Origin of the sequence: Lactococcus sp. S-13 (assembly GCF_004210295.1) — a bacterium.
In the GTDB taxonomy this organism is placed as follows: Bacteria; Bacillota; Bacilli; order Lactobacillales; family Streptococcaceae; genus Lactococcus.
Map to the genome: position 1 here is coordinate 147358 of NZ_SDAK01000001.1, position 26129 is coordinate 173486.

A 26129-nucleotide genomic window follows, 5' to 3' on the forward strand; every position below is an offset into this window, starting at 1 on the left:
GAGTAATTATTCTCCTAAAACATCTCTTTGGAACAGGTCAGTCCTCTTGGTTTGCTGGTATAGGATTCCTATTTGCTGGTTTTGTTTTGACTGTTTTGACAAAAAGTAAAAGGACTCATTGAGTCCTTTTTTACAAATTATTTTTCGGTTTTAGTTGCTTTTGATTTTTCTTCTTGAGCAAGCTCTTTTCCTTTGGCAATGATATAAGCCTTAAGATTATCGCTAATTTGTGGATGTTCAAGACCGTATTCAATCGTTGTTTCAACGAAGCCAAACTTATCGCCCACGTCATAACGTGTACCAGTGAATTCATGAGCAAAAACACGTTGTGTTTTGTTCAAGCGTTCAATTGCATCAGTCAATTGGATTTCGTTACCAGCTCCTGGTGCTTGATTTTCCAAAACATCAAAAATTTCTGGTGTTAAGAGATAGCGTCCGATAATTGCAAGATCAGAAGGTGCTTCATCAACATTTGGTTTTTCAACAAAGCGTTCAACGTTGTAAAGTCCTTTAGAAACCTCACCTTTTGGTTCAATCACACCGTATTTGTCTACATCTTCATGAGGAACTTTCATTACCGCGATGGTTGATGCGTGTGTTTTTTCATAATCATTGATGAGCTCTTGAGATAAAGGAATTCCTTCACCGTTGATGTTCATCAAATCATCGCCAAGCATGACAACAAATGGCTCATCCCCAACAAAGGCTTTGGCTTGCAAGACAGCGTGTCCCAAACCTTTTGGGTGTGATTGACGGATAAAGTGAAGATTGATATCAGTTGTTTCTTCAACAAGTTTAAGAAGTTCAATCTTTCCTTTTTCCCGTAAATTTTGTTCCAATTCGATATTTGAGTCAAAATGATCTTCGATTGGACGTTTTGCTTTACCAGTAACAATCAGAATATCTTCAATTCCTGATTTCAAAGCTTCTTCAACAATAAATTGAATGGTCGGTTTGTCAACGATTGGCAACATTTCTTTAGCAATAGCTTTCGTCGCTGGTAAAAAACGTGTTCCAAGTCCAGCAGCAGGAATAACGGCTTTACGCACTTTTTTCGCTTTAGCTGGGTTCAATGACGGATGTGTAAGTTGATCCATAATACCTATTAGCTCCTTTTATTAAACGATTACATTATAGCACTTTTGGGGTAAAAATACTATTGCTTTTTAATTTTTAAACTCATTTTCAGCACGTGTTTCACGGCGCATGATATCAAGAATACCAGCTTTTGCATCTAGCCCTTCGTATAGCACTTTGTAGATGGTTTCTGTAATGGGCATATCGATTTCTAATTGCTGAGCAAGTTCATAGGCTGCTTTTGTAGTTGAGACGCCCTCAATAATCATGCCCATGTTGCGTTCGATGTCTTCTAATTTTTCACCACGGCCAAGCGCATCCCCCGCTCGCCAGTTGCGTGAGTGGATAGAAGTACCAGTAACAATCAAATCGCCAACACCAGACAGACCGCTGTAAGTCAATGGTTCTGCGCCCATTGCTACACCCAGACGGGTGATTTCGGCAAGACCGCGTGTGATAATCGCTGCTTTTGCATTATCTCCAAAACCAAGTCCGTGTAAAGCACCAGCGCCAACAGCTATGATATTTTTTAAGGCTCCAGCCGTTTCAACACCCACTACATCAGTGTTAGTATAGAGGCGGAAGTAGTCATTACTGAAAATGCATTGCGCATATTTTGCTTCATCATGATCGTTTGAAGCGGCTGAAATCAAAGTGATATCGCGAACAATGGTTTCTTCAGCGTGTGAAGGACCAGAAACCACGACAATTTCGCCTCGAACTTCAGCAGGAATTTCTTCTTCCAAAATTGTTGAAATGCGATCATGTGTTCCTTGTTCCAATCCTTTTGAGGCGTGTAAAATATGAACTTTGTGTTTGAGGACTTGAGCGACTTGTTGAGCCACAAGGCGAGTGACTTTCGTTGGAACAACAAACAAAATGGCGTCAACACCAGCAAGTGCATCTTCTAATAAATCATAGGCTTTGATTTTTTCATCTAAAACAACTTCTTTAAAATAGCGTGTATTTGTATGCTGGGTGTTGATTTCAGCAATTTGTTCAGGACTATTTCCCCAGATGCGAACGTCGTGACCATTATCATTAAGCACTTGTGAAAGAGCAGTTCCCCAAGACCCTGGGCCAAGGACAGCGATTTTTTGTGGATTCATAGAAATGATCCTTTCTTCGTTTTCTTTTCCTTTTCATTTTAACATAAGCAGGAATAAAAATCAGCCCTAAGTATGATTTAGCCTTTAAATATTGTGGTAAAATAGAGATATAACCAAAGCGGTTAATCAAAAAAAGAATTTTAAAAGTTAGAAACTTGTGAGAACAGGACGCAAGCAGGAGGAAAAAATGCCAGTCAGTTTATTTGTACATAATCAAGGAATGATGTCAGGGGACGGTCATTGGGGAATGGTGAATATGATTTTCGGTTTAATCCTTTTTTTCTTGGTAATCAAGATGATTATCGGGATTGCTTTTATGCGCAAAAATCGTCAAGATAAAATGGGAGGTTACGAAGATAAAGCAATGAGTTTAAAAGAAAACATTGAACGTTACCACGAAGCTGGTCTTTCTGACAGTGACATTAAAATTTTTAGAGAAAATTTAGCAGAAGCTAAGACAAGTATTAAAACGTGGGAAGCACAAACTAAGAAAGATGATGATTTGCAAGTCGTTGAGTCCGTAACAGGAGGACTGGATGCGAGCAAGCATACTTTCAAATACATTGTGCAAAACCCACAAGAGTTGACCAAACAAAATGAATTTCTCTATAAAGATTTGCCAAACATGGTCAAACTGACTGAGAAATTTATTGAGATGAAAAAACAAGCGGTTCGGACCGAGGAAATCAAACGTGACCTTGATGAAACATTGCTTTTAATTAAGACACTGTCAGCTTCAATTTCTAAGAATTATCATGAAATTCTCATGGATGATGTGAAAGTGATTAAGAACCAAGTCAAGTTTGATTGACCAAATTACTGACGGATTGCAAGAATAAATTCGTCAGTAAATTCTCTATTTTCGTCAGTAAAAAAGTTAAAAATTCCTGTCATTTCTGGCAGGAATCGTTTATAATATAAGAAAAGTGTGCAAAGGATATAAATTTCATGGATAATCCAATTTTAGATGATTTGATGACGAAAGATAAAGTCATCAAAGAAGCAGAGCAATTAGATGAACAACAAAAATCAGAGATTGTCGAAATGCATCAAAGTGCAGCTTTAGCAGCAGTTGACGCACTTTCGCCAGAAGAATTAGAAAAAGCAAAAGAATTAGCCAAACAATTGGACGAAAACAGCGCGCAGTCGGTGATTACTTATGGAGCAAATGCGCAAGATAAAATTTCGGCTTTTTCACAAAGCGTCCTCAATAAAGTACAAGCGCAAGATTTGGGCGAAGTCGGTAGTTCACTGACGGATTTGATGTTCAATTTGCAAGAAGCCAATCCCAATGAATTGGTGGCAGAAAATAAGGGACTTTTCACCAAAATGTTTGGGAAAGTGAAGCGTTCCATTTTTGAAGTCACACAAAAATACCAAAAAATTGGTGCAGGAATTGATAAAATTTCCGCCAAATTAAACAATGAGCAACAAGGGCTTTTGCAAGATAATGAAACTCTGGACAAATTGTATGATGAAAATCTCAATTATTTTAAAGCATTGAATGTTTACATTGCTGGTGCCGAATTAAAGGTTCAAGAACTTGAAAGTGAAACCTTGCCTAAAGTGCGCAAAGAAGCCGAAGCTTCCACAGATAACGCCCTTGTGGTTCAAAAAGTCAATGACTTAGAAGCCTACAAGAACCGCTTGGAAAAACGGGCGCATGACTTGCGTTTGGCGCGTCAGTTGACGATTCAACAAGCGCCACAGATTCGCTTGATTCAAAACACGAACCAAGAATTAGCGGAAAAAATCCAAACTTCAATCAACACAGCAATACCGCTTTGGAAAAACCAAGTCGCAATTGCACTGACGCTTTTGAAACAAAAAGATGCGCTGACCAGTCAACGGATTGTATCAGAAACAACTAATGATTTGCTCAAGAAAAACTCAGAAATGTTGAAAAATTCAACCATTGAAGCAGCGATTGAAAATGAGCGCGGTTTAGTTGATATTGAAACGCTCAAATTGACTCAACAAAATCTGGTGGATACTATTCAAGAAACCATGCGCATTCAAGCAGAAGGACGTCAAAAACGTCAGCAAGGTGAACTTGAATTATCTAAAATGGAAGACGAAATCAAACAAAAACTCTTACAATTATCAAATAAATAGCAGAGAAATTACTGACGAAAAGGTCAGTAATTTTTTTAGAAAATCCGTCAGTAAATTGGTATATACGATTTGTTGACAAAAAGGAAAAAGGGTGTTAAAATGAAAGAAAACAAAACAGGAGAATATTATGTCTTATTACATTAAAGCTGAACAATTTTTCTATCCTTATGAAGTAAAAAAAGGTGGATTCTTAGAAATTCAAGACGGGAAATTTGGTGAATGGACGGCTCAAGCACCTGCTGATGCAGAAATTTTAGACTATTCAGGACAATCGATCGCTCCAGGGCTCGTTGAAACGCATATTCACGGCTTTGGTGGAGCTGATGCCCAAGATGCTCAAGTCGAAGGAATCATGGGGACGATGTCTGAAGGATTGCTTTCAGCTGGCGTAACTTCATTTTTGCCAAGTCCCTTGACAGATGATCATGAAGGACTGAAAGCTGTGTGTACGGTTGTTGGCGAACATTATCAAGAAGCTCGTGGCGCGAAAATCCGTGGAATCTTCTTTGAAGGGCCATTCTTTACTGAGGAGCACAAAGGCGCACAAAACCCGAAATATATGCGTGATGCCAAAATGTGGGAGCTTGAAGATTGGCAAGAAGCGGCTCATGGAATGCTCAAAAAAATTGGTTTAGCACCTGAACGCGAAGGCTCAGAAGAATTCATTCGCAAAGCCACACAAGCTGGAGTAGTCATCGCACTTGGTCACTCAAATGCGACATACAAACAAGCTGTTGCTGGAGTTCAAGCAGGAGCGACGATGTGGGTACATACTTTTAATGGAATGTCAGGAATGACCCACAAAGAACCAGGAATGGTTGGCGCAATCCTTAACACGCCAAATACATATGCCGAATTGATCTGTGATGGGCATCATGTGCGTCCAGAAGCAGCAGAAATTGTTATGAAATTAAAAGGAGCAGACCACGTTGTTTTGATTACAGATTCAATGCGTGCTGCTGGTCTTCCTGACGGTCCTTATATGTTAGGTGAATACGAAGTAGAAGTTCGTGATGGTGCAGCTTGGTTGCCAACGGGACGTCCCGCGGCATCTATTTTGACTTTGAAAACAGCTGTGAAAAATGTGGTTGACTGGGGAATTGCCACACCAGCCCAAGCCATCATGATGGCCTCTTTAACAGCAGCAAAATCAGTAAATATCGACGATGTTTGTGGTCAAATCAAAGTTGGACACGATGCGGACTTCATCGTTCTTAACGAGGAATTAGAGCTTGTTGCAACTTACCTTGACGGCGAAAAACGTTATCAAGCATAAGAAATAAAGCCTCAAGTCCCATGTGGCAACTTGAGGCTTTATTTGCTGATCAATTCTAAAAAAAGCAAACATTTTAACCGTTCGACCTTTGAATTGTCAGAACCATTTCACCTAAAAACCTGCGAAAACCCTTGCAGATTAAGGCTTCAAAATTTTTTTGTAATGTAAACGTTTTATACAGTTTGTTACAAGATTTTTTTGTGGAGAAATGATATAATGAACTAGACAACAAATGAGCATAGTGTAGAAAGCTGACAAGCGTCAGCCGTCAATAGAAACTATGTATCTCAATTTCGGAGGACAGATTTAAATGAAACGCATTGCAGTTTTGACTTCTGGGGGCGATGCTCCAGGAATGAATGCGGCTATTCGTGCAGTTGTTCGTAAAGCGATTTCTGAAGGTATCGAAATTTACGGGATTAACCACGGATATGCGGGTATGGTTGCAGGAGATATTTTCCCACTCACATCAGCATCAGTAGGTGATAAAATTGGTCGTGGTGGTACATTCTTGTATTCAGCTCGTTATCCAGAATTCCAATACTTGGAAGGCCAACTTGCAGGTATTGAGCAACTGAAAAAATTCGGTATCGAAGGTGTCGTTGTAATCGGTGGTGATGGTTCTTACCACGGAGCAATGCGCTTAACAGAACATGGATTCCCAGCAGTTGGACTTCCAGGGACTATCGATAACGATATCGTTGGAACTGATTTCACTATCGGTTTCGATACAGCCGTTTCAACAGTTGTAGATGCTTTGGATAAAATCCGCGATACATCTTCATCACACAACCGTACATTCGTTGTAGAAGTAATGGGACGAAACGCTGGAGATATCGCACTTAACGCAGGTATTGCAGCAGGTGCAGATGATATCTGTATCCCAGAAAAAGAATTTAAGTTTGAAAACGTCGTAAACAATATCAACAAAGGTTACGAAAAAGGTAAAAACCACCACATTATTGTTCTTGCAGAAGGCGTAATGTCTGGTGAAGAATTTGCTGAAAAACTTAAAGAAGCTGGTTATGAAGGCGATTTACGTGTTTCTGTACTTGGTCACATCCAACGTGGTGGATCACCAACAGCTCGTGACCGTGTTCTCGCATCACGTATGGGAGCTCGTGCCGTTGAATTACTCCGTGATGGTATCGGTGGCGTAGCCGTAGGTATTCACAACGAAGAACTTTTGGAAAGCCCAATTCTTGGAACACCAGAAGAAAATGCACTCTTTAGCTTGACTGAAGATGGTGGCATCAAAGTTAACAACCCTCACAAAGCAGGACTTGAACTTTACCGTCTTAACTCAGCGCTGAACAACCTCAACCTTAACTAATGTTATTGCAGTTGCCTCTAAATTTAGAAGCATTATATATAATTACTTAAATTATAGGAGAAAAACACAAAATGAATAAACGTGTAAAAATCGTCTCAACTCTTGGCCCAGCCGTTGAAACTCGCGGTGGAAAAAAATTCGGTGAAAAAGGATACTGGGGTGAAGAGCTTGATGTCGAAACATCAGCTAAAACAATCGCAACTTTGATTCAAGAAGGAGCTGATGTATTCCGTTTTAACTTCTCACACGGTAACCATGAAGAACAAGGCGCACGTATGGCAACAGTTCACCGCGCTGAAGAAATCGCTGGTCGTAAAGTTGGATTCTTGCTTGATACTAAAGGTCCTGAAATGCGTACAGAAGTCTTCGAAGATGGTGCTGATGCAATCAACGTTTTAACAGGAGATAAATTCCGCGTTGCTACAAAACAAGGTTTGACATCAACTCCAGCTGTAATTGCTTTGAATGTTGCTGGTGGTCTTGATATCTTTGACGACGTTGAAGTTGGTCAAACAATCTTGATTGACGATGGTAAACTTGGTTTGACATTGACTGGTAAAGATGCAGCAACTCGTGAATTTGAAGTTGAAGCTCAAAACGACGGTGTTATTGGTAAACAAAAAGGTGTTAACATCCCTAACACTAAAATTCCTTTCCCAGCACTTGCTGAACGTGACGATGCTGATATCCGTTTCGGTCTTTCACAACCTGGTGGAATCAACTTCATCGCAATTTCATTTGTACGTACTGCAAGCGACGTTAAAGAAGTTCGTCGTATCTGTGAAGAAACAGGAAATCCACACGTACAACTTTTGGCTAAAATTGAAAACCAACAAGGGATTGAAAATCTTGATGAAATCATCGAAGTTGCTGATGGTATCATGATTGCTCGTGGTGACATGGGTATCGAAGTTCCATTTGAAATGGTTCCAGTTTACCAAAAATTGATCATAAGCAAAGTTAACAAAGCAGGTAAAATCGTTGTTACAGCAACAAACATGCTTGAATCAATGACTTACAACCCACGTGCTACACGTTCTGAAATCTCAGACGTATTCAACGCTGTTATTGATGGTACTGATGCTACAATGCTTTCAGGTGAATCAGCTAACGGTAAATACCCACGTGAATCAGTTCGTACAATGGCAACTGTTAACAAAAACGCTCAAACAATGTTGAAAGAGTACGGACGTCTCCACCCAGAACGTTACGACAAATCAACTGTAACAGAAGTTGTTGCATCATCAGTAAAAAATGCTGCTGAAGCAATGGATGTTAAATTGATCGTTGCTTTGACAGAGTCAGGTAACACAGCACGTTTGATCTCTAAACATCGTCCAGACGCAGACATTTTGGCTGTTACATTTGACGAAAAAGTTGAACGTGGTTTGATGATTAACTGGGGTGTTATCCCAATGATGATGGAACGTCCTGCATCAACTGACGATATGTTTGAAGTTGCTGAAAAAGCTGCTTTGGCATCAGGTTTGGTTGAATCTGGCGATAACATCATTATCGTTGCTGGTGTTCCAGTTGGTACTGGCCGCACAAACACAATGCGTATCCGCACTGTTAAATAATCATAAGTTTTAACAATTTTATAAGGCGATGATGCCTGTCAGAAATGACAGGCATTATTGTTGAAAACGATTTTGTATTCTTTATACGTTTAAAAATAAGTAATTAATCTCATTTAAAATTTGAAAGGAAATTCAGAAATCATGGCTGAAAAACAACGTAAAAAAGTTATCCTCGTAGGTGACGGAGCAGTAGGTTCATCTTACGCTTTCGCACTTGTAAACCAAGGAATCGCTCAAGAATTGGGTATTGTAGAAATCCCACAACTTCGTGCAAAAGCAGAAGGGGACGCAGAAGATTTGAGCCACGCTTTGGCTTTCACTGCACCAAAGAAAATCTATGCAGCTACTTATGAAGACTGTGCAGACGCTGACCTTGTTGTTATCACAGCAGGTTTGCCACAAAAACCAGGTGAAACTCGTCTTGACCTTGTTGGTAAAAACCTTAAAATCAACAAAGATATCGTAACAAACGTTATGGCATCAGGATTTGATGGTGTCTTCCTCGTTGCTGCTAACCCAGTTGACGTTTTGACATACTCTACTTGGAAATTCTCAGGTCTTCCTAAAAACCGTGTGGTTGGTTCAGGAACATCTCTTGATACTGCTCGTTTCCGTCAAGCTTTGGCTGAAAAACTTGATGTTGATGCACGTAGCGTCCACGCTTATATCATGGGTGAGCACGGTGACTCAGAATTTGCCGTTTGGTCACACGCTAACGTTGCTGGTGTTCAACTTGAACAATGGTTCCAAGAAAACAAATACCTTGATGAAGCAGAAATCATTGAACTTTTTGAAGGTGTTCGTGACGCAGCTTACAGCATCATCAAAAAGAAAGGCGCAACTTTCTACGGTATCGCTGTTGCACTTGCTCGTATCACTAAAGCAATCCTTGATGACGAAAATGCTGTTCTTCCGGTATCTGTCTTCCAAGAAGGTCAATACGGACTTGATGACTGCTACATCGGTCAACCAGCTATCGTTGGTGCACATGGTGTTGTAAACGCTATTCACATCCCATTGAACGACGCTGAGATGCAAAAAATGCAAGCTTCAGGACAACAATTGAAAGAAATCATTGATAATGCTTTCGCTGATCCTGAAATCGCAGCAGCAGTTAAAAACTAAAAGATTTTAAATAAAAAAGAGTTTCTAGAAACTCTTTTTTATAATGCCCTCTCTTTACATTTAAAAATTTACGATAAAAAAAATCTGTCAAGCGACAGATTTTTTTTATTTTGTTTTGATATAATTCACTCCATCAGCCTTAGGTGCAACTGCTTTACCAAGGAAGAGGGCGAGAACGATAATTGTAAAGACGTAAGGTGCCATTTGCAAGAACGAAGAAGGAATTTCTTTGATCCCTGGAATTTGGCCTCCAACAACGGCCAGTGATGTAAAAAGACCAAAGAGAAGTGATGAGAGCATTGCTCCGATTGGATTCCATTTCCCGAAAATCATTGCTGCAAGAGAGATGAAACCTTGACCTGCGATTGTAGAAACGGCAAAGTTACCAGAGATTGCTTGAGCATAGATCGCTCCACCGATACCACCAAGTACACCAGAAAGAAGGACTCCAGCCCAACGATAAGCATAAACGTTGATTCCGAGCGTGTCAGCTGCTTGGGGATTTTCACCAACAGAACGCAAACGAAGACCAAAGCGTGTTTTGAAAAGCACGTACCAAGCGAGAAAGGCAATAAGAATTGCTAAGAAACCAGGTAAAGAAGTTTGACTGAAAAAGATTTTACCAATCACAGGAATTTTCGAAAGCAAAGGAACATTCCAGTAACCGATTTGTTCATTGATGTTAATTTGTCCTTGTTGATAAAGAACTTGAAGTAAGAACACACCCAAAGCTGGTGCCATTAAGTTAAGGACTGTCCCTGAAACGATATGGTCAGCACGAAGGTTAACGGTTGCTACAGCATGAAGTGAAGCAAAAATTGCTCCGACTAAGGCGCCGAAAAGAATGGCAATCCAAGGGGTTAAACTACCGAAGATTCCTTCGGTTGTCAGATTGAAAACAACAGAGCTAAAAGCTCCGATGGTCATGATACCTTCAAGACCAACGTTGACGATTCCGCCACGTTCTGAGAACACACCACCGATACTTGTGAAGATCAGAGGTGTTGAATAGATGAGCATATTTGCAACGATAATTTGCAATGTATCTACGAGATTCATGCTTTTTCTCCTTTCTTCTTAGCAGACTCAGCAGCTTTACTTGCTTTCGCTTTTGGTAAGATTACTTCAATAACAAATCTTATAGCGATGAAGAAGATAATTGCAGCTGTAACGACTTGGACGATTTGTGGTGGAATCGAATCGTTCATCATACCAGGCGCTCCAGTTTGAAGCACTGAGAAAAGAAGACCAGCAAAGAGGATACCCACAGGATTGTTACCACCAAGAAGGGCAACAGCCATCCCGTTAAATCCAATGTCTAATGAACCAGATTGTGAAACAAAGTTTTGCATATAACCAAAGCCATAAACAACACCACCAAGTCCAGCAAGTGCTCCAGCGACAACCATAGCCATAACAATTGTACGTTTTGCTGAAATTCCTGCATATTCTGAAGCGTCGGGGTTAAGACCAACTGCCTTGATTTCAAAACCAAGTGTTGTTTTAGAAAAGACAATAGCCATAATTACTAAGGCAATCAAAGCAATAATCAATCCGATGTTTAAAGTTGAGTTATTGGTTAAAGAAGACATCCATTGTGTTCGGAAAGAAGCATTGGCGCTAATGAGTTTGGTTTGGTCAGTTGTGTTTGCCATCAAGATATCTTTTTGGAACATATCATGAATCATGAAAGTTGAGAAAAAGAGGATGATGTAGTTTAACATAATTGTTGTAATAACTTCAGATGTCCCAAGGAGCGCACGCAGAACACCAGGAATGAAGCCCATCAATGCTCCAAAGAACATTCCGATAATCACAACGAGAGGGATGAGAAGGATTCTTGGTAAATCTGGGAAGCTTAACGCAAACCACATTGAAGTAATCCAACCAGCTAGTGCTTGACCAGACATCCCAATGTTGAAAAGTCCGGCTTTCATTGCCACAGCAAAGGAGAGAGCAGTCAGAATCAACGGACCAGTCGTCTGCAAGGTTTCACCGATTGCTCGAGCATTTCCTAATGCTGAGATAAAGAGGTCTTCATAACCCCAAATTGGATTGTAGCCAAAGGCCAACATGATAATCGCACCCAAGACAAAGCCAAAGAAAATGGCAATGAGAGGGACGAGAATTTTTTTTGTGTTACTGTTCATTGATATTACCTCCGACCATCAAAATACCGAGCTCTTGTTTAGTGGTTGTTTCAGGGCTTACAATCCCTTGAATATGACCATCATGAATAACAGCGATTCGGTCGGAGACGTTAAGGATTTCATCGAGTTCAAAAGAAACGACGAGAACAGCTTTACCTTCATCACGAGCTTGGATGAGGCGTTTATGAATGTATTCAATCGCACCGACGTCAAGTCCTCGAGTAGGTTGAGAGACAATTAATAAGTCAGGGTTGCGGTCAATTTCACGGGCGATAATTGCTTTTTGCTGATTTCCGCCAGAGAGTGAAGCAGCAGAGACCCATTCACCAGCACCACGAACGTCAAATTCTGTCATCAGGTCACGGGCACGGCTATTGATTTTAGTATAATCAAGGAAACCATATTTGCTCATTGGTGGACGGTAATAAGTTTGTAAAGCAATATTCTCGGCAACGGTCATTTCGAGAACTAAGCCATCACGATGACGGTCTTCTGGAACGTGTCCTACGGATTGCTCAGTAATTTTCCGTGGTCGTTGATTAGTAATGTCTTTACCATGAAGTTTTACTGTTCCAGAATCGACTTTCATCAAACCAGTGATTGCTTTGATCAGTTCAGTTTGCCCGTTACCATCAATTCCTGCAAGTCCAACGATCTCGCCTGCTCGAACGTCAAGGGATAGTCCTTTGACTTTGAGAGAACCACGACTTTCTTTGACATTGAGGTCTTTTATTTCTAAAACAACATCTTTTGGATGAGCAGCTATTTTTTCAGTAACGAAAGAAACGGAGCGACCAACCATGAGTTCAGCGAGTTGTTGATTGGTTTTATCTCCAAGTTCAACAGTCTCGATTGATTTTCCACGACGGATGACGGTGATTCGATTTGCTACTGCACGAATTTCGTCAAGTTTGTGGGTGATGAGGACAATTGATTTACCTTCGTTAATCAGATTTTTCATAATCTTCATCAATTCGGTAATTTCAGCCGGAGTCAAGACGGCTGTTGGTTCATCAAAAATCAGAATATCTGCGCCACGGTAGAGTGTTTTCAAAATTTCTACCCGTTGCTGTTGACCGACAGAAATATCACGAATCAGTGCATCTGGTTCGACAGCGAGTCCGTAGCGCTCAGAAAGTTCGAGGATTTTTTTCTTGGCAGTTTTTAAATCAAGGTTAATCCCTTTAGTGATTTCATTTCCAAGAATGATATTTTCTGCAACCGTGAAGGCATCAACCAACATAAAGTGTTGGTGAACCATTCCGATTCCGAGGTTTGCGGCTTTTGAGGGAGAATCGATTTTTTCCAATTTCCCTTTGACATGGACTTCGCCTTCGGTAGGCTCAAGGAGTCCTGAGAGGATGTTCATCAGGGTTGACTTACCTGCACCGTTTTCACCGAGCAAAGCATGAATCTCGCCTTTCTTCAATTCAAAATTGATTTTGTCATTGGCAACAAAATCACCAAATCGTTTGGTGACATCAATCATTTGAATGACATTTTCATTCGCCATAGTGGCTCCTTCTTTAAAAATAATGATGTAAATAAATAAAAATTACAAACTTAATTATACCAAAATTGTTGCTGATATGAAAGTGCTTTTAGAGTTTGTGAGTTATGCGCTTTCATGAAAGAAAAAATTTTCGGCAGAATTATTGAGTTTTTGAAAAAAATAACGCTTTCAATTAATCTTTTCGTGTTAAAACATCAACCTCAATGCTGATGGTCACGGTCAGCTGTTTTTGTTGTTTCAGATTTTCAACGCCTGCGGGTTTGATTTTCCAATAGTGTGGCGTCATCAAAAGAAGACTAAGTAAATCTTCAGTGTTTTCAATCTGAGTTTGATAGCTAAAGTGTTTTTGAGTAATGGTAAAACCTGGGAAATACTTGATACTGCTGGTTTTAGCTTTTTCATGGATTTCAGGATAAATGATATTTTTTAGCTCCATGAGGTGGTTGGCGGCTGCTCTGACGATAATAACTCGGCCATCCTTGGTGAGTACCCGGTCGATTTCTGCGACGGAGTATTCGGCAAACATCGATAAAACGGTGTGGACAGAGTGGTCTGTGAATGGAAGATTTGCGAAATTAGCAACGAGCCACTGCAATTCAGGATTTTTCTTTGCGGCCATCCGAACGCCTAGTTTTGAAATATCTAGACCGTAAAAATGAGGAGCAGCAGGGGCAAATTGGCGGTGGAAACGAGAGAGGTAATAGCCTTCACCGCAGCCAATATCAATGATTGTTTGCTCTGCAGAGAAAGTGTCGAGAAGAATTTGGTTAACATAGTCTGATAATTTTTCGTAATAGGCTTTCGCTAGAAAATTACGGCGGGCGTTCATCATCTCTTTGGAATCTCCGGCAGTTTTCTTAGCATTTAATAAGAGATTGAGATAGCCTTCTTTTGCTAGGTCGAAAGTATGTTTATTCACGCAACAATAGGTCTTTTCAGTTCGTTGGAGAAGCTGGTTACAGACCGGACATTTTAATGATTCACTCATTTAATTCTCCGAAATATAAAATTATTATGATATTATGAGAGAAAAATCGCTGACGTAATGATCAGCTCTTTCTTTTTCTCATTTTTTATTTAATTTACGTGATTTTATGACAGTTTCGTCAGGGGTGACACGGATGGTTTTTTCACGGTCATAGGTTACAAAACCAGGGGCTGTTCCAGTTGGCTTGTGCAATTTTTTAGCGTCTAGAACATCCACTTGAACCAGGTTGGAGCGACGAGCTTTGCTGAAATACGCAGCTAATTCGCCAGCAAAAGTGATTGTTTCATCAGAAGGGTCAGGATTTCCTGTAATCAAAACATGGCTCCCAGGAATGTCTTTAACGTGAAACCACAAATCTCCGCGACGCGCCAGTTTAAAGCTGACCTGCTCGTTTTGCAAATTGTTTTTTCCGACTAAAATAATGGTGCCGTCAGCAGCTTGATACTTTTCAGGTGGAAGCATTTTTTGCTTTTTATTGCGGTATTTTTGCTTGATATAGCCGGTTTGAATGAGTTCTTCGCGAATATCTGCAATTTCAGGGACATCAGCGTTTTCCAAATTAGATTCGACTGATTCAAGGTAGTGAATGGTTTGCTTGGTGTTGGCAATTTGTTCGCCTAAAAATTTGACAGCTTGCTTCAATTTTTGATACCGGTGGAAGTAACGCTGGGCGTTTTGAGCAGGTGTCAAGGCAGGATTTAAAGCAATTTCTAAAGGCTCGTTTGTATAATAATTTTCTAATGTTACACTTATTTTATCATTCGGAACTTGATTTAAGAAAGTGTTCAATAATTCCCCTTTTTGGCGGAAAATTTCGGCATTGTCAGTTGCTGCCAATTCACGTTCTTGTTTTTTAAGTTTGTCACGATTTTTCTTGAGCTCATTTTGAATTTTTTTGATGACAGAAGCAGCGACCTGTTTCACCCGATCACGTTCAGCTTTGTCCGCATAGTAGTGATCAAGCATTTCTGACAAAGTGTCGAAACTTACGAAATCATCAGCCAATTTGATGCTCGAAAAAGTGTCGTTAGGGTAAATTGACGGCAAAAGCGTCAGCAATTTCTCTCTAAATTCACTGACGGAAAGTCCAGTCAAGGCCATTTTCGAATCGCGCCCAATGCCTTGAAATTTTTGCTGCAGTTGCTCAGTTTGGAGTGCCTCAAAAATCTGTTCATCTGTTGCTAAGAAAGGGTTGAGCGCTGAGTTTTCAGGAGGTGCAAGATAAGTCGAACCAGGTAAAATCGTTCGATATTGATTTTGGGAAAAACCGATATGCTTGATAGATTCAACAATTTTTTGCGATGTTTTTTCGAGCAAAATGATGTTGCTATGCTTGCCCATAATTTCGGCAATCAGTGCGATTTTCAAGCGATCACCAATTTCATCTTTGGTAGAAATATGGAAAATAATTTGCCGGTCGTTACCAACTTGTTCGATTTGCTCAATAAAAGCACCGGACAAATATTTTCGTAAAATCATCACAAAATTATTAGGATTTTGTGGATTTTGAAAATCAGTTTGGGTCAATTGAACCCGACCAAAAACAGGATGAGCAGACAATAAAAGCTTTTGCGATTTCCCCGCAGCCCGCACCGTTAACACAAGTTCTTGATCGAAAGGTTGATTGATTTTTTGAATACGTCCACCAACAAGCGACTGCAATTCAGTCGTCATGTGATGTAAAAAAATACCATCAAAGGACATTTTGTGCCTCTTTTCATTTTGAAAGTTACTGACCTTTGCGTCAGTAAATATAAGAAAATTTTAAAATAATTCTAAGCTCATTTTACCAAAAAAAAGCAAATATTTCCTACATTTTCAAATCAAAAAAGCTGATAAAATTTACGTCAGCAAAAAAGATGAGAGAAAATGCTGACGGATTTGAAAAAATCATTTTCGTCAGTAAAAAAGGCGGCGATTAGAATTTATAAATCGGCTTTTGCCTGCAAAAAATGGTAAAATAGTAAAATAAGAAACAGAAAATATACGAGCAGGCTCTAAAAGAGAAAACATAGGAAATTTAAATGAGTAAAATAATCACAGTTTTTCAGCGAATTTTGCGTCTTGTGATGCTGATTGTTGCCATTGCAATGCTTGGTGGGGCAGCATTTTTGATTGGCATCCACCAAAGTAATAAATATCTAGCGAAAACACCTGTTTCGGCGCAAATCATCCGTGGCGATGACGTTAAAGCCATTCATGCAGTCAAATATGAATTTGAAGGTAAAACTCACAAGCGGCGTCCCCTTGACGTTTATTTTCGAAAATTAGGTCAAGAAGGCGAAAAACTTACAGTTTATGTCGTCAATGCGCATCCTAATCGCGTTTTTATTTCCGAGAAGGGAGACGCTCTTATTGAGTCTGCCGCCTTGATTGGTGGTTGGAGTCTTGTTTTGCTTCTCATTTTATTTGGCGAACATCAACTTTTACGGCGAATGAAAATCCTGGAGCAAAGCGCTCAAAAATAACCTAAAAATCAGCTATTCAAAAGGAATGGCTGATTTTTTTTGCTCAAAAAAGATAATCACTGAAATCATCAGAATATCTGAAATAGTCAGCAAAGGTCAAGGAAAATATAAATAATTTTATGAAACTTTACAAAAAGATAGTGTATAAATGAAGTATGTAATGGATTACAAAAATAGACGAAACAACGTGACTGATCAGCACGGCACTTTCTGGAATAGAAAATTTGGAGGAAACGAAAAAATGGAAATTCAGAACCAACAAAAAAAACTTAAAAAAATGTATCCAACCAAACGGAAATTTTTATACGCTGGTATGTCAGGTGCACTGCTCATGACAAGCACCCTCTTGCCAACAGCTTTTAGCATCATGTCACTCCCGATTACGGCCAAAGCCGCAGTGCTGGAGGTCGATGCTTTGACAAATGTAAGTTCAAGCAATAGCAGTAATACCAGCCCACTCAATCGATGGAATAGTCAAGCAGGCACTCAAAACGTCAACTTCACCATCTCGGGAAATGGCGTCACAAGTGTTACGGTCAACCCAACACCACGTTATGTGGTCTTAACCGTCCCTCAAGAACTTCGTGGTTATGTTTCGCCTACAGCAGCAAGCGCTGTGACCTCAAATATCACTGTTGACCTCAATCAAGTCGCACTCCTTACGACACTTGTCCAAGCAGGGAACACCTTTTTGAGTGGCGTTGCGGGACTAGGTAATAACCTCACAGGGCTCGACTTAAATCCAGTTATTCAACAACTTAACCTCCTTCAAAGTGTTCAAAATATTGGTGGTGCCAACCTCAATGTTCCAACTACCATGACGAGTGATGGAGCTTTAATTAGTGGCCAACTTGACGGGGAAATCGGTAGAGTTGCTTCCGCTAATTTGATTGATATTCTAAACAATCTTAAGAACGCCGTCAATGCCTTGCAGTTGACGGGTTTAAGTGCTCCCTTGAATCCCGCTTTGGACACCCTTAAAGGGCCGCTAAATGCAGCAATTGATGAGCTATTAACCCCTTTAACAGCAGGCACAGGAGAAATTGTTAATCAGCTTGCTCAGGCCTCAGTGCTGGGAGATACAACTGCCAGCATTCCAACGCAGATTGATGTTCCTACAAGCCTTCAAGGAGATGTTGACGCCCGTTTTGCAGGCTCAGTCGTTCAAACTTCCCTCCTTGATGTTAACCTCTTTAGTAATGCAAATGGTGTTTCTTATGTTTACTTAGCTGCTGCCTCACCTACCCTCGTTGCTCCGACAGAAAATCTGACTGCGACGACCTCGGCTGTCGGTGCAGCCGACGCAACAGCCACACTCCCTACAACATTAACAAATAGCGAAGGGGTCAATGTTCCCGTGAACGCAGTGATTACCAACACTGGCGGAACACCCGTAACGAATGGTCAATTAGCTGCGGGCACTTACACCGTCACGTATTCTGCCACAGGATATGATCCAGTGACCCAAACCCTTGTCGTCACTGACCCAGCAGATACTACGCGACCAGATGCCCCCCTTGTCACTTCTATCACTGGAAATTCGCAAACTGGCTATACCATTATAGGCACGGCAGAACCCAACTCAACGGTTATCGTTGAAAATGCCACAGAAAGCACCGTAGGAACAACCACGACTAGTTCTACAGGGGACTATACGGTTAACCTTCCTGGCTCAGTTGGACCAGATGCTCGCTTGCTCCTTATAGCAATAGATGCATCAGGAAATAGAAGCGCATCAACACAAGCGCGTACCCCGGTCGATCCGACGCTCGTCACTCCAACGGGAATTTTGACTGCTATGACTTCAGCGACAGGTGCCTCCGATGCGAACGCCACCCTTCCTACAACTTTAAAAAATAGTGATGGTGACGATGTTCCAGTCACAGCAGTGATTACTAACACCAGCGGAACACCCGTAACAAATGGTCAATTAGCTGCGGGCACTTACAGCGTCACCTATTCCGCAACAGGATACGATTCAGTGACTCAAACGCTTGTTGTCTCTGATGGAGTAGATACGACTGCACCAGCAGCACCCGTGGTTGATTCAGTGACAGGTAATTCTCAAACAAGCTACACCGTTACAGGTACAGCAGAGCCTAATTCTAGCATCATGATTAGGGACACCGCAGGAAATACCGTGGGAACGACAACAACTAGTCCCGCAGGAGACTTCACGGTTACCCTTCCAGGTTCAGTTGGACCGAATGCCGATTTGTTAGTCACAGCGACTGATGTGGCAAGTAATGCTAGTAATGCCACACCAATCAAAACTCCAGCCGATGTTACTCTCATTGCTCCAACAGGTGTTCTGACTGCGACGACCTCAGCGGTTGGCGCGGCCGACGCAACAGCTACTCTGACTACAACGTTGAAAAATAGTGAGGGTGCTGATGTTCCCGTTACTGCAGCGATTACCAATGCAATGGGTGAGACTCTAACAAATGGTCAATTAGCTGCGGGTACTTACCTAGTGACCTACATGGCGGCAGGCTATGGTGACGTTGTCCAACTTCTGGTTGTTTCTGATGGAGTAGATACAACTGCACCAGCAGCACCTGTAGTTGATTCAGTGACAGGTAATTCTCAAGCAGGTTATATCGTTACAGGTACAGCAGAACCTAACTCTAGCATCGCAATTAAGGACACCGCAGGAAATACCATGGGAACGACAACAACTAGTCCCGCAGGAGACTTCACGGTTACCCTTCCAGGTTCAGTTGGACCGAATGCTGACCTGTTAGTCACAGCGACTGATGCGGCAAGCAATGCTAGTGACGCCACACCAATCACAACCCCAGCCAACCCTGGTGATACCACTGCACCAGATGCACCAGTAATCACAAAAGTTACGGGTACTTCACAGGCTGGTTATACTATCACCGGAACTGCGGAAGCTAATTCAACAATTAAACTGTATGACAAGTCCAATAAGCTGCTAGGAACAGCCAAAGCTGATGGAAATGGCGCCTTCACGATAAACTTAGCAAAAGGAAGTATTGGAGCGAAGCAAGAATTTACTGCCATTGCTATTGATGCTGCAAATAATGAAAGTCAACCAACTTCAGCGATGACCCCTGCTGATACAACCTCAACTGGTGGACAAAATAATACTCCAGACACCACGGCACCAAACCCACCGACAGTGGATCATATTGGTGGAAATGGTGATACGGGCTACACAGTAGGTGGTACTGGTGAATCAGGTGCAACGATCACAATCCGTAATCCAGCAACAGGGCAAGTTCTGGGAACAACAACGGTTGGAGCAGATGGTACTTACACAGTTAAACTTCCAGCAGAAGCAGAAAATGCTACGACTTTATCTGCAACTGCAACAGATGCAGCAGGAAACGAAAGTACAGCTACGTTATTTAAACTTCCAAGCAAAGCCACAGGTATGAGCCCGATGAGCAACTCATATAATAGCGGTACTATGGCTGCAATGAAATCAACGAAGAGCTTACCTATGACAGGAGAAGCAAGTACAAGTTGGTTGGTAGCTCTTGGAGCAATATTCACAGCGATGGTTGGTTCACTCTTCTTTTGGAAAAATAAGAGTAAAAAGGAGGAGGAAAAATAAATCAATGACTTAAAAGCACCCCAAATTTCAGGCTAACTATTGCTATAAATCTAAAGAATACGATATAATAGTAGAGTCAAAGTCAATCCAACTTTGACTGCTTCGAAATTCTTTTCAAGTTACAAAAAGCAAGCAAGTTACTAGAAGGACTTGCTTGCTTATTTTATTTAAAATTAGCTGGAATTTTTTAGATAATAAAATGCAAAAAAATCGTTTGAGTTTAATAATGCTTGTTTTTTTGTTATAATAGTTTAGTAAATATCTAAGTATTTTACAAAAGATAAGCTTCACAAAGATACAAGGTAGTTTTAAGAAGAAACCAGTTTGATGAGATCGTAACTGATCGATAACAGGAGGAAATCAATTGTCTAAGAAAGTATCAGTAAAAGTAGTCAAAAATAGTAAACAACAAAAGGAGAGAAATACACTCCTTGCCGACACTTTTGAAAATCGGTGGCTCCAGAATGAATGGAAACACAAATTTAAGACATTGACCTCTGAACATAGAAAATAATCAAAAAAACACCAATTTTTGGTGTTTTTTCATTTTAGCATAGGAAAAACTATGTAATTAAAAGATTAAGATTGGTGTTTTGTGCTATAAATAGATGAAAGCTTTTACTGGAAAGATGACGTTAAAGCTTCTGATCATTTTATCTTTTCTATTAGGTTTGCAAATTTTACTGTCTAATCTAGCTAGTGGTAACCATATCTTTAGGATATTAGTACCGTCTTTATTCCAAACGTCTTGATTGGTCTGGTTGCTGGTCCTCTAGGAGTAGCTGTAATCTTACCTTTTGCTGATATTGATTGGCTTATTGTGCTTGGCCAGTCACTGCGATTATGCTTGTTGTCTAAAAATTACAATCTATTAAATCAATCGATACACTTATGAGTGTTTAATAATATAAAAGAAAAATATCTCCTGTTTAAGAGGTGTTTTTCTTTTTTTACAACAAAAACGAAAAAAATAACAAAAAAATTAAATAAAAATGATAATTTGTATTGACATTGATTGTTTGTTTTAATATAATAAATTTATAAATGAGAAACAAATAATAAAAAAGAATGGAAGTAAAAGCTATGATTAAATTGTTTTCTTCGACAAACTGTGTCTCAAGTAAAAAAATGAAGCAATGGTTAATGGCAAACAAATTAGAATTTAAAGAAATAAACATATTAGAAAATAGTCTACAAAGAGATGATATTATGAGAATACTCTCATTAACCGAACTTGGAGCGGAAGAAATTATTTCCAAACGAAGTAATATTTATAAGGAATTATCACAAACAATTGAGTTTGATGAATTAACAACGAATCAACTGGTTGATTTAATCATTAAAAACCATCGTATGCTTCGTCGCCCCCTGCTTGTTGATGATTATCGACTTCAGGTAGGTTACAATGAAGATGATATTCGTAAATTTTTACCTCGTGCTGTTCGTAAAGTTGAACTCATTACAGCAATTGAGAATGTACGCTCGTGGGATACAGAAGTTCAGGCCTTATTGGGATAAAAAACAACTTTTTGATGCATTCGCTCTTCTCTAAAACGATAATTTGATTTTTCTTTGATAAAAAGTTACAATTTTAATAAGGTTTCATATAATCTATACAATACAAAAGTAATTTTTCAATGAAGATAGAATCATTGTCAAAATAAAGGGGAAAAATAATGAAAATAATCATTGCTGGTGCAGGAGCGATGGGAAGTCGTTTTGGCTTGATGCTTCATCAAGCAGGAAACGAGGTAACGCTTGTAGATGGCTGGCAAGATCATGTCAAAGCAATCAAAGAAAATGGTTTGAAAGCAAATTTCAACGGAGAAGAAGTGACTGCTCATCTAGCAATTGAATGGCAACAAGAGCTTTCAAGCTTGAAGACTGAAACAGAGCTAGTTGTTTTATTTACAAAAGCGATGCAACTGGATCAGATGCTTCAGGATATCCAACCGGTTCTTTCCGAAAATACAAAAGTTTTATGTCTTTTGAATGGTATTGGTCATGAAGATATCATCGCAAGTTATGTTCCAGAACAAAATATTTTTATTGGAAATACAATGTGGACAGCTGGAATTGAAGGGCCTGGACGCGTCAAATTATTTGGCGAAGGGTCTGTTGAGTTACAAAATTTTGCAAAAGGTCAAGAAGAGGCGGCTATTGAATTGGCAAAAATTTTGTCTCAAGCTGGCTTGAACGCTAAATACTCTGATAATATTCTTTATTCTATTTATCGTAAAGCCTGTGTCAATGGGACTATGAATGGTCTGTGTACAATTTTAGATACTAACATGGCCGGCTTTGGGGCAACTAAGTTTGCCGACGAAATGGTTACAAAAATTGTGAACGAATTTGCTGAGATTGCAGCTCAAGAAGAGGTATTTCTTGATGTTGAAGAGGTCATAGCCCATATTGAAACTTGTTTTGATCCAGAACTTATAGGTCTGCACTATCCTTCAATGTATCAAGATCTAATCAAACACAATCGACTTACAGAGATTGACTATATCAATGGTGCAGTTTCTCGTAAAGGAAAAAAATATCACGTTCCTACACCTTACTGTGATTTTCTTACACAGCTTATTCATTCTAAAGAAGAGATTTTACACGCTCAATAATTATTAAATTAAAAAAGCACCGTTATTTAACGATGCTTTTTTAATCCTGTAAAAGAGTGACGGATTGCCCTTGATTTTTTAGAGTTTGAATGTGGAGTTTCCCCCAATCACAAAGACTATCCATGATTGTACTTAGACTTTCTCCATATTCACTAAGTGAATATTCGACGCGTGGCGGAACTTCATTATAGGATTTTCGGGTTACGATGTGAGCAGATTCTAATTCTTTGAGTTGCTGAGTCAGCATTTTTTGGCTAATTCCAGAAATTTGTCTCTTTAATTCACCTGGGCGAACGGCTCCATGTCGCAAATTACACAAGATAATGGGTTTCCATTTGCCACCGATGACCTCCATGGTGGCTTCGACAGCAATATTATAAATTTTTTCTGACATTTTTATTCCTATTTTTTCTTTATTTTAAGCTAATAGACACTTTTTGGTAGGTATAGCACTAAAAAGTAGGTACTATGCAAATCGTTTTATTTATTATACAATAATTTTCGTTGAAAAAATAGACCAAAAGGTCAATATAAAATCATAAAGGAAGAAAATGAAGAAAAAAATATCACCTCATTTAACATTGCTCGCTCTTGCAATTAATGCATTTGCGATTGGTTCTACAGAATTTATAAGTGTTGGCTTGATGCCAATGATTATCACACAATTTCATGTGACATTGGCTCAGGCTGGCTTGACAGTTTCTCTTTATGCTTTAGGGGTAACAATTGGTGCGCCTTTACTCACTGTTTTTACAGGAAGATGGAATCGGCGCACTTTGATGATTGCCATTATGAGCTTGTTCATTATTGGGAATTTATTTACAGCATTTTCACCGACTTTCACCATTTTGCTTTTAGGGCGCGTGATTGCTGCTTTGGCGCATGGGATATTTATGTCAGTTTCAACGGTGATTGCTGCAAACGTGGTTCGTCCAGAAAAGCGTGCCTCAGCAATTGCTATGATGTTCATGGGATTGACTGTTGCAACGATTGTAGGCGTTCCTTTAGGGACATTTATTGGGCAACAAAGTCGTTGGAATAGCGCCTTTATTTTTATCGCCTTAATTGGTTTGTTAGGCTTGGTTTTCAGTGCTTTACTTATTCCTCGTCATTTGGAAATTCCTGGTCGTGTGGATTTGCTTGGTTTTAAACGAATTTTCTCTAATAAATCAATAGTTGTTTCATTTGTAATCACGGCCTTAGGTTATGGGAGCACTTTTGCTGCGTACACTTATTTATCTCCCATTTTAGAGCATGAATTTGGCTTCTCGGAACAGGCAATTGTTTTTATTTTGCTCGGGTATGGTCTAACGGTTGCTCTTGGAAATAGTTTAGGTGGCTATTGGGCTAATAGGAGTGTATTGAAAAGTTTAATTAAAATGTTTGCTGCTCTAGCTTTCGCCTTGCTTTTTATGACGCTTGCAATTTTTAATGGTAATATGTGGCTTGGACTAATTTCTGTCTTGGTCTTGGGATTCTTTGCTTTTATGAATGTTCCAGGTCTGCAGCTTTATGTTGTTCAATTGGCCGAAAAAGAAGCGCCCAAAGATATTGCTCTCACCTCAGCTTTTAATATTTCGGCCTTTAATGTTGGGATAGCCTTTGGATCACTGGTCGGCGCGCAAGTGACTCAACGAATAGGGGTCAATTTGACCCCAGTTTCTGGGATGATCATTGCCCTTTTAGCTATGTTTTTAGCTTTAGGCGCAAGTAAAAAAGAAAAAAGAAGTAAGAAGTAAGGGTTGAGCGAAAAAATGAGTGATTTTTAAAAAATAACTGAGGGTTTTAAAAGAATCAGAAATTTTGTAAAACGAGCTAAAAAATAGGATGTATTGTCATCCTATTTTTTGACTTTCAAAGTCAATAAGATATCGTCGTAAGACAGAGAATGAAATGGAATATGGATTAAGGAAAAATATGGCTAAAAATGGTAGAATAGAGAAGTATCTGGCTCTTTTGCTTGATTTTTAGACTAGCTAGAATTGAGAAGAAGGGTTTGGAAGTTGGTTAATTTATTCGGACATTAAAATTTTGGGAGAAAAGCCCAGAGTTTTTAGAGTTGTTCATTTTAAAGAAGATTTAAAGGGCTGCAAGTATTATTGCAGCAGGATTAAGGAGTAGAGATGGTTATTCAATGGTTGAATGTACTGGATGTTGACTTCTTGAAAAAATTGGATTTGAAAATAGATAGAATTTGTAGTTTGATTAGCTCAAAGTCCTTGCAAAATAGGGCTTTTTCTTTTTCAGAAAATTCAAAGCGAATAATTTTTAATTATCTTAGAAAAGATAGAAAAACAACCTTATTGAGCAATAATAAGCAATAAAAATCATATTTTGCCCAAAAATTGGCCCAATTTAATTTATATCAAAATATTTGAATAGTACCTATCATTAATAACACTTTTTTGAATGGTTGCATGGCAAAGATTTTGCTATAATATAACTATTGTTAAAACAACTATTAATTTATTATGATAGAGGAGACGGAATGGAGCAAGGATGTTTTTATATTAAAATACACGGTGATGATAAGCAGTTAAAAATAAACGATGCCTTAAAGCAAGAACTACTTAATGCTTTTAAAAACGAAAAAATGATTAGAGATGACCTGTTTTTATTTCCAACAATAAACTTTGCAATGGCATTATTAGACGATATTGAGAGTTCCTATTTTGGGAAAAGATTTGTTCCTTGTGCGATTCTAACTCGTTCTTTACTGGATGCAACTATGTCTCTAATCTACTTTCTCCAAGTTCCTAGTTCTGATTACGATTCCTTTTTTAAGGAGTATTTCAAAACTGGGGAATTAACGAAAGCACCAGATAAAAAAGGCATACGATGGCGGTTAACAGGTAAAGAACTCTGTGAAGTTTACAAGAATAAAGTCGGTTATGATGTGAACGAACCATATAAGAATCTTTCCAAATATGTTCATCCCACCTTAAGACATTTCTATTCAATGTATCAAGATTTAGATGATGGTGCTTTTGGGTTAACGATGTATGGTTCAAAAACAGAATTTATTGAAGAGCAATATTTAGAATTACATCAACTGATTTATTCATGTATTGATGTATTTATTCTGGTATTAAGACAAAGAGGGAAAATGTTTCAAGAAAAAGAAAATATACCTCTTAAAAACAAAGCAAATATTTGACAAAGAACAGGACGATGACTAAAATTGAACAGCACAG

Annotated in this window: 21 protein-coding genes; 13 read left to right on the forward strand and 8 right to left on the reverse strand. The window is 39.3% G+C overall.

Annotation, left to right across the window (positions count from 1 at the left end; translation table 11 throughout):
- Window positions 1-137: 137 nt before the first annotated feature.
- Both galU and EQJ87_RS00825 read right to left on the reverse strand, forming a co-directional pair.
- A complete protein-coding gene (galU, locus tag EQJ87_RS00820) occupies window positions 138-1097 on the reverse strand; it encodes a UTP--glucose-1-phosphate uridylyltransferase GalU (RefSeq protein ID WP_130122900.1) in 960 nt (319 codons plus the stop codon).
- Between the two features lie 69 nt (window positions 1098-1166).
- A complete protein-coding gene (locus EQJ87_RS00825; protein WP_130122901.1) occupies window positions 1167-2186 on the reverse strand; it encodes an NAD(P)H-dependent glycerol-3-phosphate dehydrogenase in 1020 nt (339 codons plus the stop codon).
- 187 nt (window positions 2187-2373) lie between these two features.
- Here EQJ87_RS00825 and EQJ87_RS00830 point away from each other — a divergent pair, with 187 nt between their 5' ends.
- The 6 genes from EQJ87_RS00830 to EQJ87_RS00855 all read left to right on the forward strand — a co-directional run bounded on the left by EQJ87_RS00830 (window position 2374) and on the right by EQJ87_RS00855 (window position 9615).
- Window positions 2374-2997 (forward strand): 5-bromo-4-chloroindolyl phosphate hydrolysis family protein, encoded by a 624-nt coding sequence (locus tag EQJ87_RS00830; RefSeq protein ID WP_130122902.1) that lies wholly within the window; start codon window positions 2374-2376, stop codon window positions 2995-2997.
- 137 nt (window positions 2998-3134) lie between these two features.
- Window positions 3135-4301: a toxic anion resistance protein gene (locus tag EQJ87_RS00835; RefSeq protein WP_130122903.1), complete on the forward strand. Its 1167-nt coding sequence runs from the start codon at window positions 3135-3137 to the stop codon at window positions 4299-4301.
- Window positions 4302-4428: 127 nt separating this feature from the next.
- Window positions 4429-5577 carry an N-acetylglucosamine-6-phosphate deacetylase gene (nagA, locus tag EQJ87_RS00840; RefSeq protein ID WP_130122904.1) on the forward strand — a complete coding sequence of 383 codons (1149 nt, stop codon included), beginning with the start codon at window positions 4429-4431 and terminating at the stop codon, window positions 5575-5577.
- 310 nt (window positions 5578-5887) lie between these two features.
- Window positions 5888-6910 (forward strand): 6-phosphofructokinase, encoded by a 1023-nt coding sequence (pfkA, locus tag EQJ87_RS00845; protein ID WP_130122905.1) that lies wholly within the window; start codon window positions 5888-5890, stop codon window positions 6908-6910.
- 71 nt (window positions 6911-6981) lie between these two features.
- Window positions 6982-8490, forward strand: coding sequence for a pyruvate kinase (pyk, locus tag EQJ87_RS00850; RefSeq protein ID WP_130122906.1), 1509 nt, complete (start codon window positions 6982-6984; stop codon window positions 8488-8490).
- 138 nt (window positions 8491-8628) lie between these two features.
- Window positions 8629-9615, forward strand: a complete 987-nt coding sequence (locus EQJ87_RS00855) for an L-lactate dehydrogenase (protein WP_130124546.1) — start codon at window positions 8629-8631, stop codon at window positions 9613-9615.
- 105 nt (window positions 9616-9720) lie between these two features.
- Here the strand turns inward: EQJ87_RS00855 and EQJ87_RS00860 are convergent, their stop codons facing one another.
- The 5 genes from EQJ87_RS00860 to EQJ87_RS00880 form a co-directional block, all read right to left on the reverse strand.
- Window positions 9721-10674 carry an ABC transporter permease gene (locus EQJ87_RS00860; protein WP_130122907.1) on the reverse strand — a complete coding sequence of 318 codons (954 nt, stop codon included), beginning with the start codon at window positions 10672-10674 and terminating at the stop codon, window positions 9721-9723.
- Window positions 10671-11765 carry an ABC transporter permease gene (locus EQJ87_RS00865; protein WP_130122908.1) on the reverse strand — a complete coding sequence of 365 codons (1095 nt, stop codon included), beginning with the start codon at window positions 11763-11765 and terminating at the stop codon, window positions 10671-10673. The genes EQJ87_RS00860 and EQJ87_RS00865 overlap by 4 nt, the downstream gene beginning before the upstream one ends.
- A complete protein-coding gene (locus EQJ87_RS00870) occupies window positions 11755-13278 on the reverse strand; it encodes an ABC transporter ATP-binding protein (RefSeq protein ID WP_130122909.1) in 1524 nt (507 codons plus the stop codon). The genes EQJ87_RS00865 and EQJ87_RS00870 overlap by 11 nt, the downstream gene beginning before the upstream one ends.
- A 172-nt stretch (window positions 13279-13450) precedes the next feature.
- On the reverse strand, window positions 13451-14266 hold the full coding sequence (locus tag EQJ87_RS00875; RefSeq protein WP_130122910.1) for a putative RNA methyltransferase: 816 nt from the start codon (window positions 14264-14266) through the stop codon (window positions 13451-13453).
- 78 nt (window positions 14267-14344) lie between these two features.
- Entirely contained in the window at window positions 14345-15970 is a 1626-nt protein-coding gene (locus tag EQJ87_RS00880) for an Rqc2 family fibronectin-binding protein (RefSeq protein WP_130122911.1), read from the reverse strand.
- A 320-nt stretch (window positions 15971-16290) separates the two neighbouring features.
- Between EQJ87_RS00880 and EQJ87_RS00885 the strand changes: the two genes are divergently transcribed.
- The 4 genes from EQJ87_RS00885 (at window position 16291) to EQJ87_RS00900 (ending at window position 22935) form a co-directional block, all read left to right on the forward strand.
- The gene (locus tag EQJ87_RS00885; protein WP_130122912.1) at window positions 16291-16734 is read left to right on the forward strand and encodes a hypothetical protein; all 444 of its coding nucleotides are present in this window, start codon (window positions 16291-16293) and stop codon (window positions 16732-16734) included.
- Window positions 16735-16894: 160 nt separating this feature from the next.
- Window positions 16895-20317 carry a phage tail tube protein gene (locus tag EQJ87_RS00890; protein ID WP_223804466.1) on the forward strand — a complete coding sequence of 1141 codons (3423 nt, stop codon included), beginning with the start codon at window positions 16895-16897 and terminating at the stop codon, window positions 20315-20317.
- A 1083-nt stretch (window positions 20318-21400) separates the two neighbouring features.
- Window positions 21401-21835 (forward strand): Spx/MgsR family RNA polymerase-binding regulatory protein, encoded by a 435-nt coding sequence (locus EQJ87_RS00895; RefSeq protein ID WP_130124548.1) that lies wholly within the window; start codon window positions 21401-21403, stop codon window positions 21833-21835.
- Window positions 21836-21993: 158 nt separating this feature from the next.
- On the forward strand, window positions 21994-22935 hold the full coding sequence (locus tag EQJ87_RS00900; RefSeq protein ID WP_130122913.1) for a 2-dehydropantoate 2-reductase: 942 nt from the start codon (window positions 21994-21996) through the stop codon (window positions 22933-22935).
- A gap of 40 nt (window positions 22936-22975) precedes the next feature.
- On the opposite strand, the gene EQJ87_RS00905 is transcribed toward EQJ87_RS00900, so the two are convergent.
- Window positions 22976-23329: a winged helix-turn-helix transcriptional regulator gene (locus tag EQJ87_RS00905; protein ID WP_130122914.1), complete on the reverse strand. Its 354-nt coding sequence runs from the start codon at window positions 23327-23329 to the stop codon at window positions 22976-22978.
- Window positions 23330-23486: 157 nt separating this feature from the next.
- Here EQJ87_RS00905 and EQJ87_RS00910 point away from each other — a divergent pair, with 157 nt between their 5' ends.
- The 3 genes from EQJ87_RS00910 to EQJ87_RS00920 all read left to right on the forward strand — a co-directional run bounded on the left by EQJ87_RS00910 (window position 23487) and on the right by EQJ87_RS00920 (window position 26092).
- A complete protein-coding gene (locus EQJ87_RS00910) occupies window positions 23487-24674 on the forward strand; it encodes an MFS transporter (protein ID WP_130122915.1) in 1188 nt (395 codons plus the stop codon).
- A 384-nt stretch (window positions 24675-25058) separates the two neighbouring features.
- Entirely contained in the window at window positions 25059-25259 is a 201-nt protein-coding gene (locus EQJ87_RS00915; RefSeq protein WP_130122916.1) for a hypothetical protein, read from the forward strand.
- A gap of 122 nt (window positions 25260-25381) precedes the next feature.
- Window positions 25382-26092: a hypothetical protein gene (locus tag EQJ87_RS00920; RefSeq protein WP_130122917.1), complete on the forward strand. Its 711-nt coding sequence runs from the start codon at window positions 25382-25384 to the stop codon at window positions 26090-26092.
- Window positions 26093-26129 lie beyond the last annotated feature (37 nt).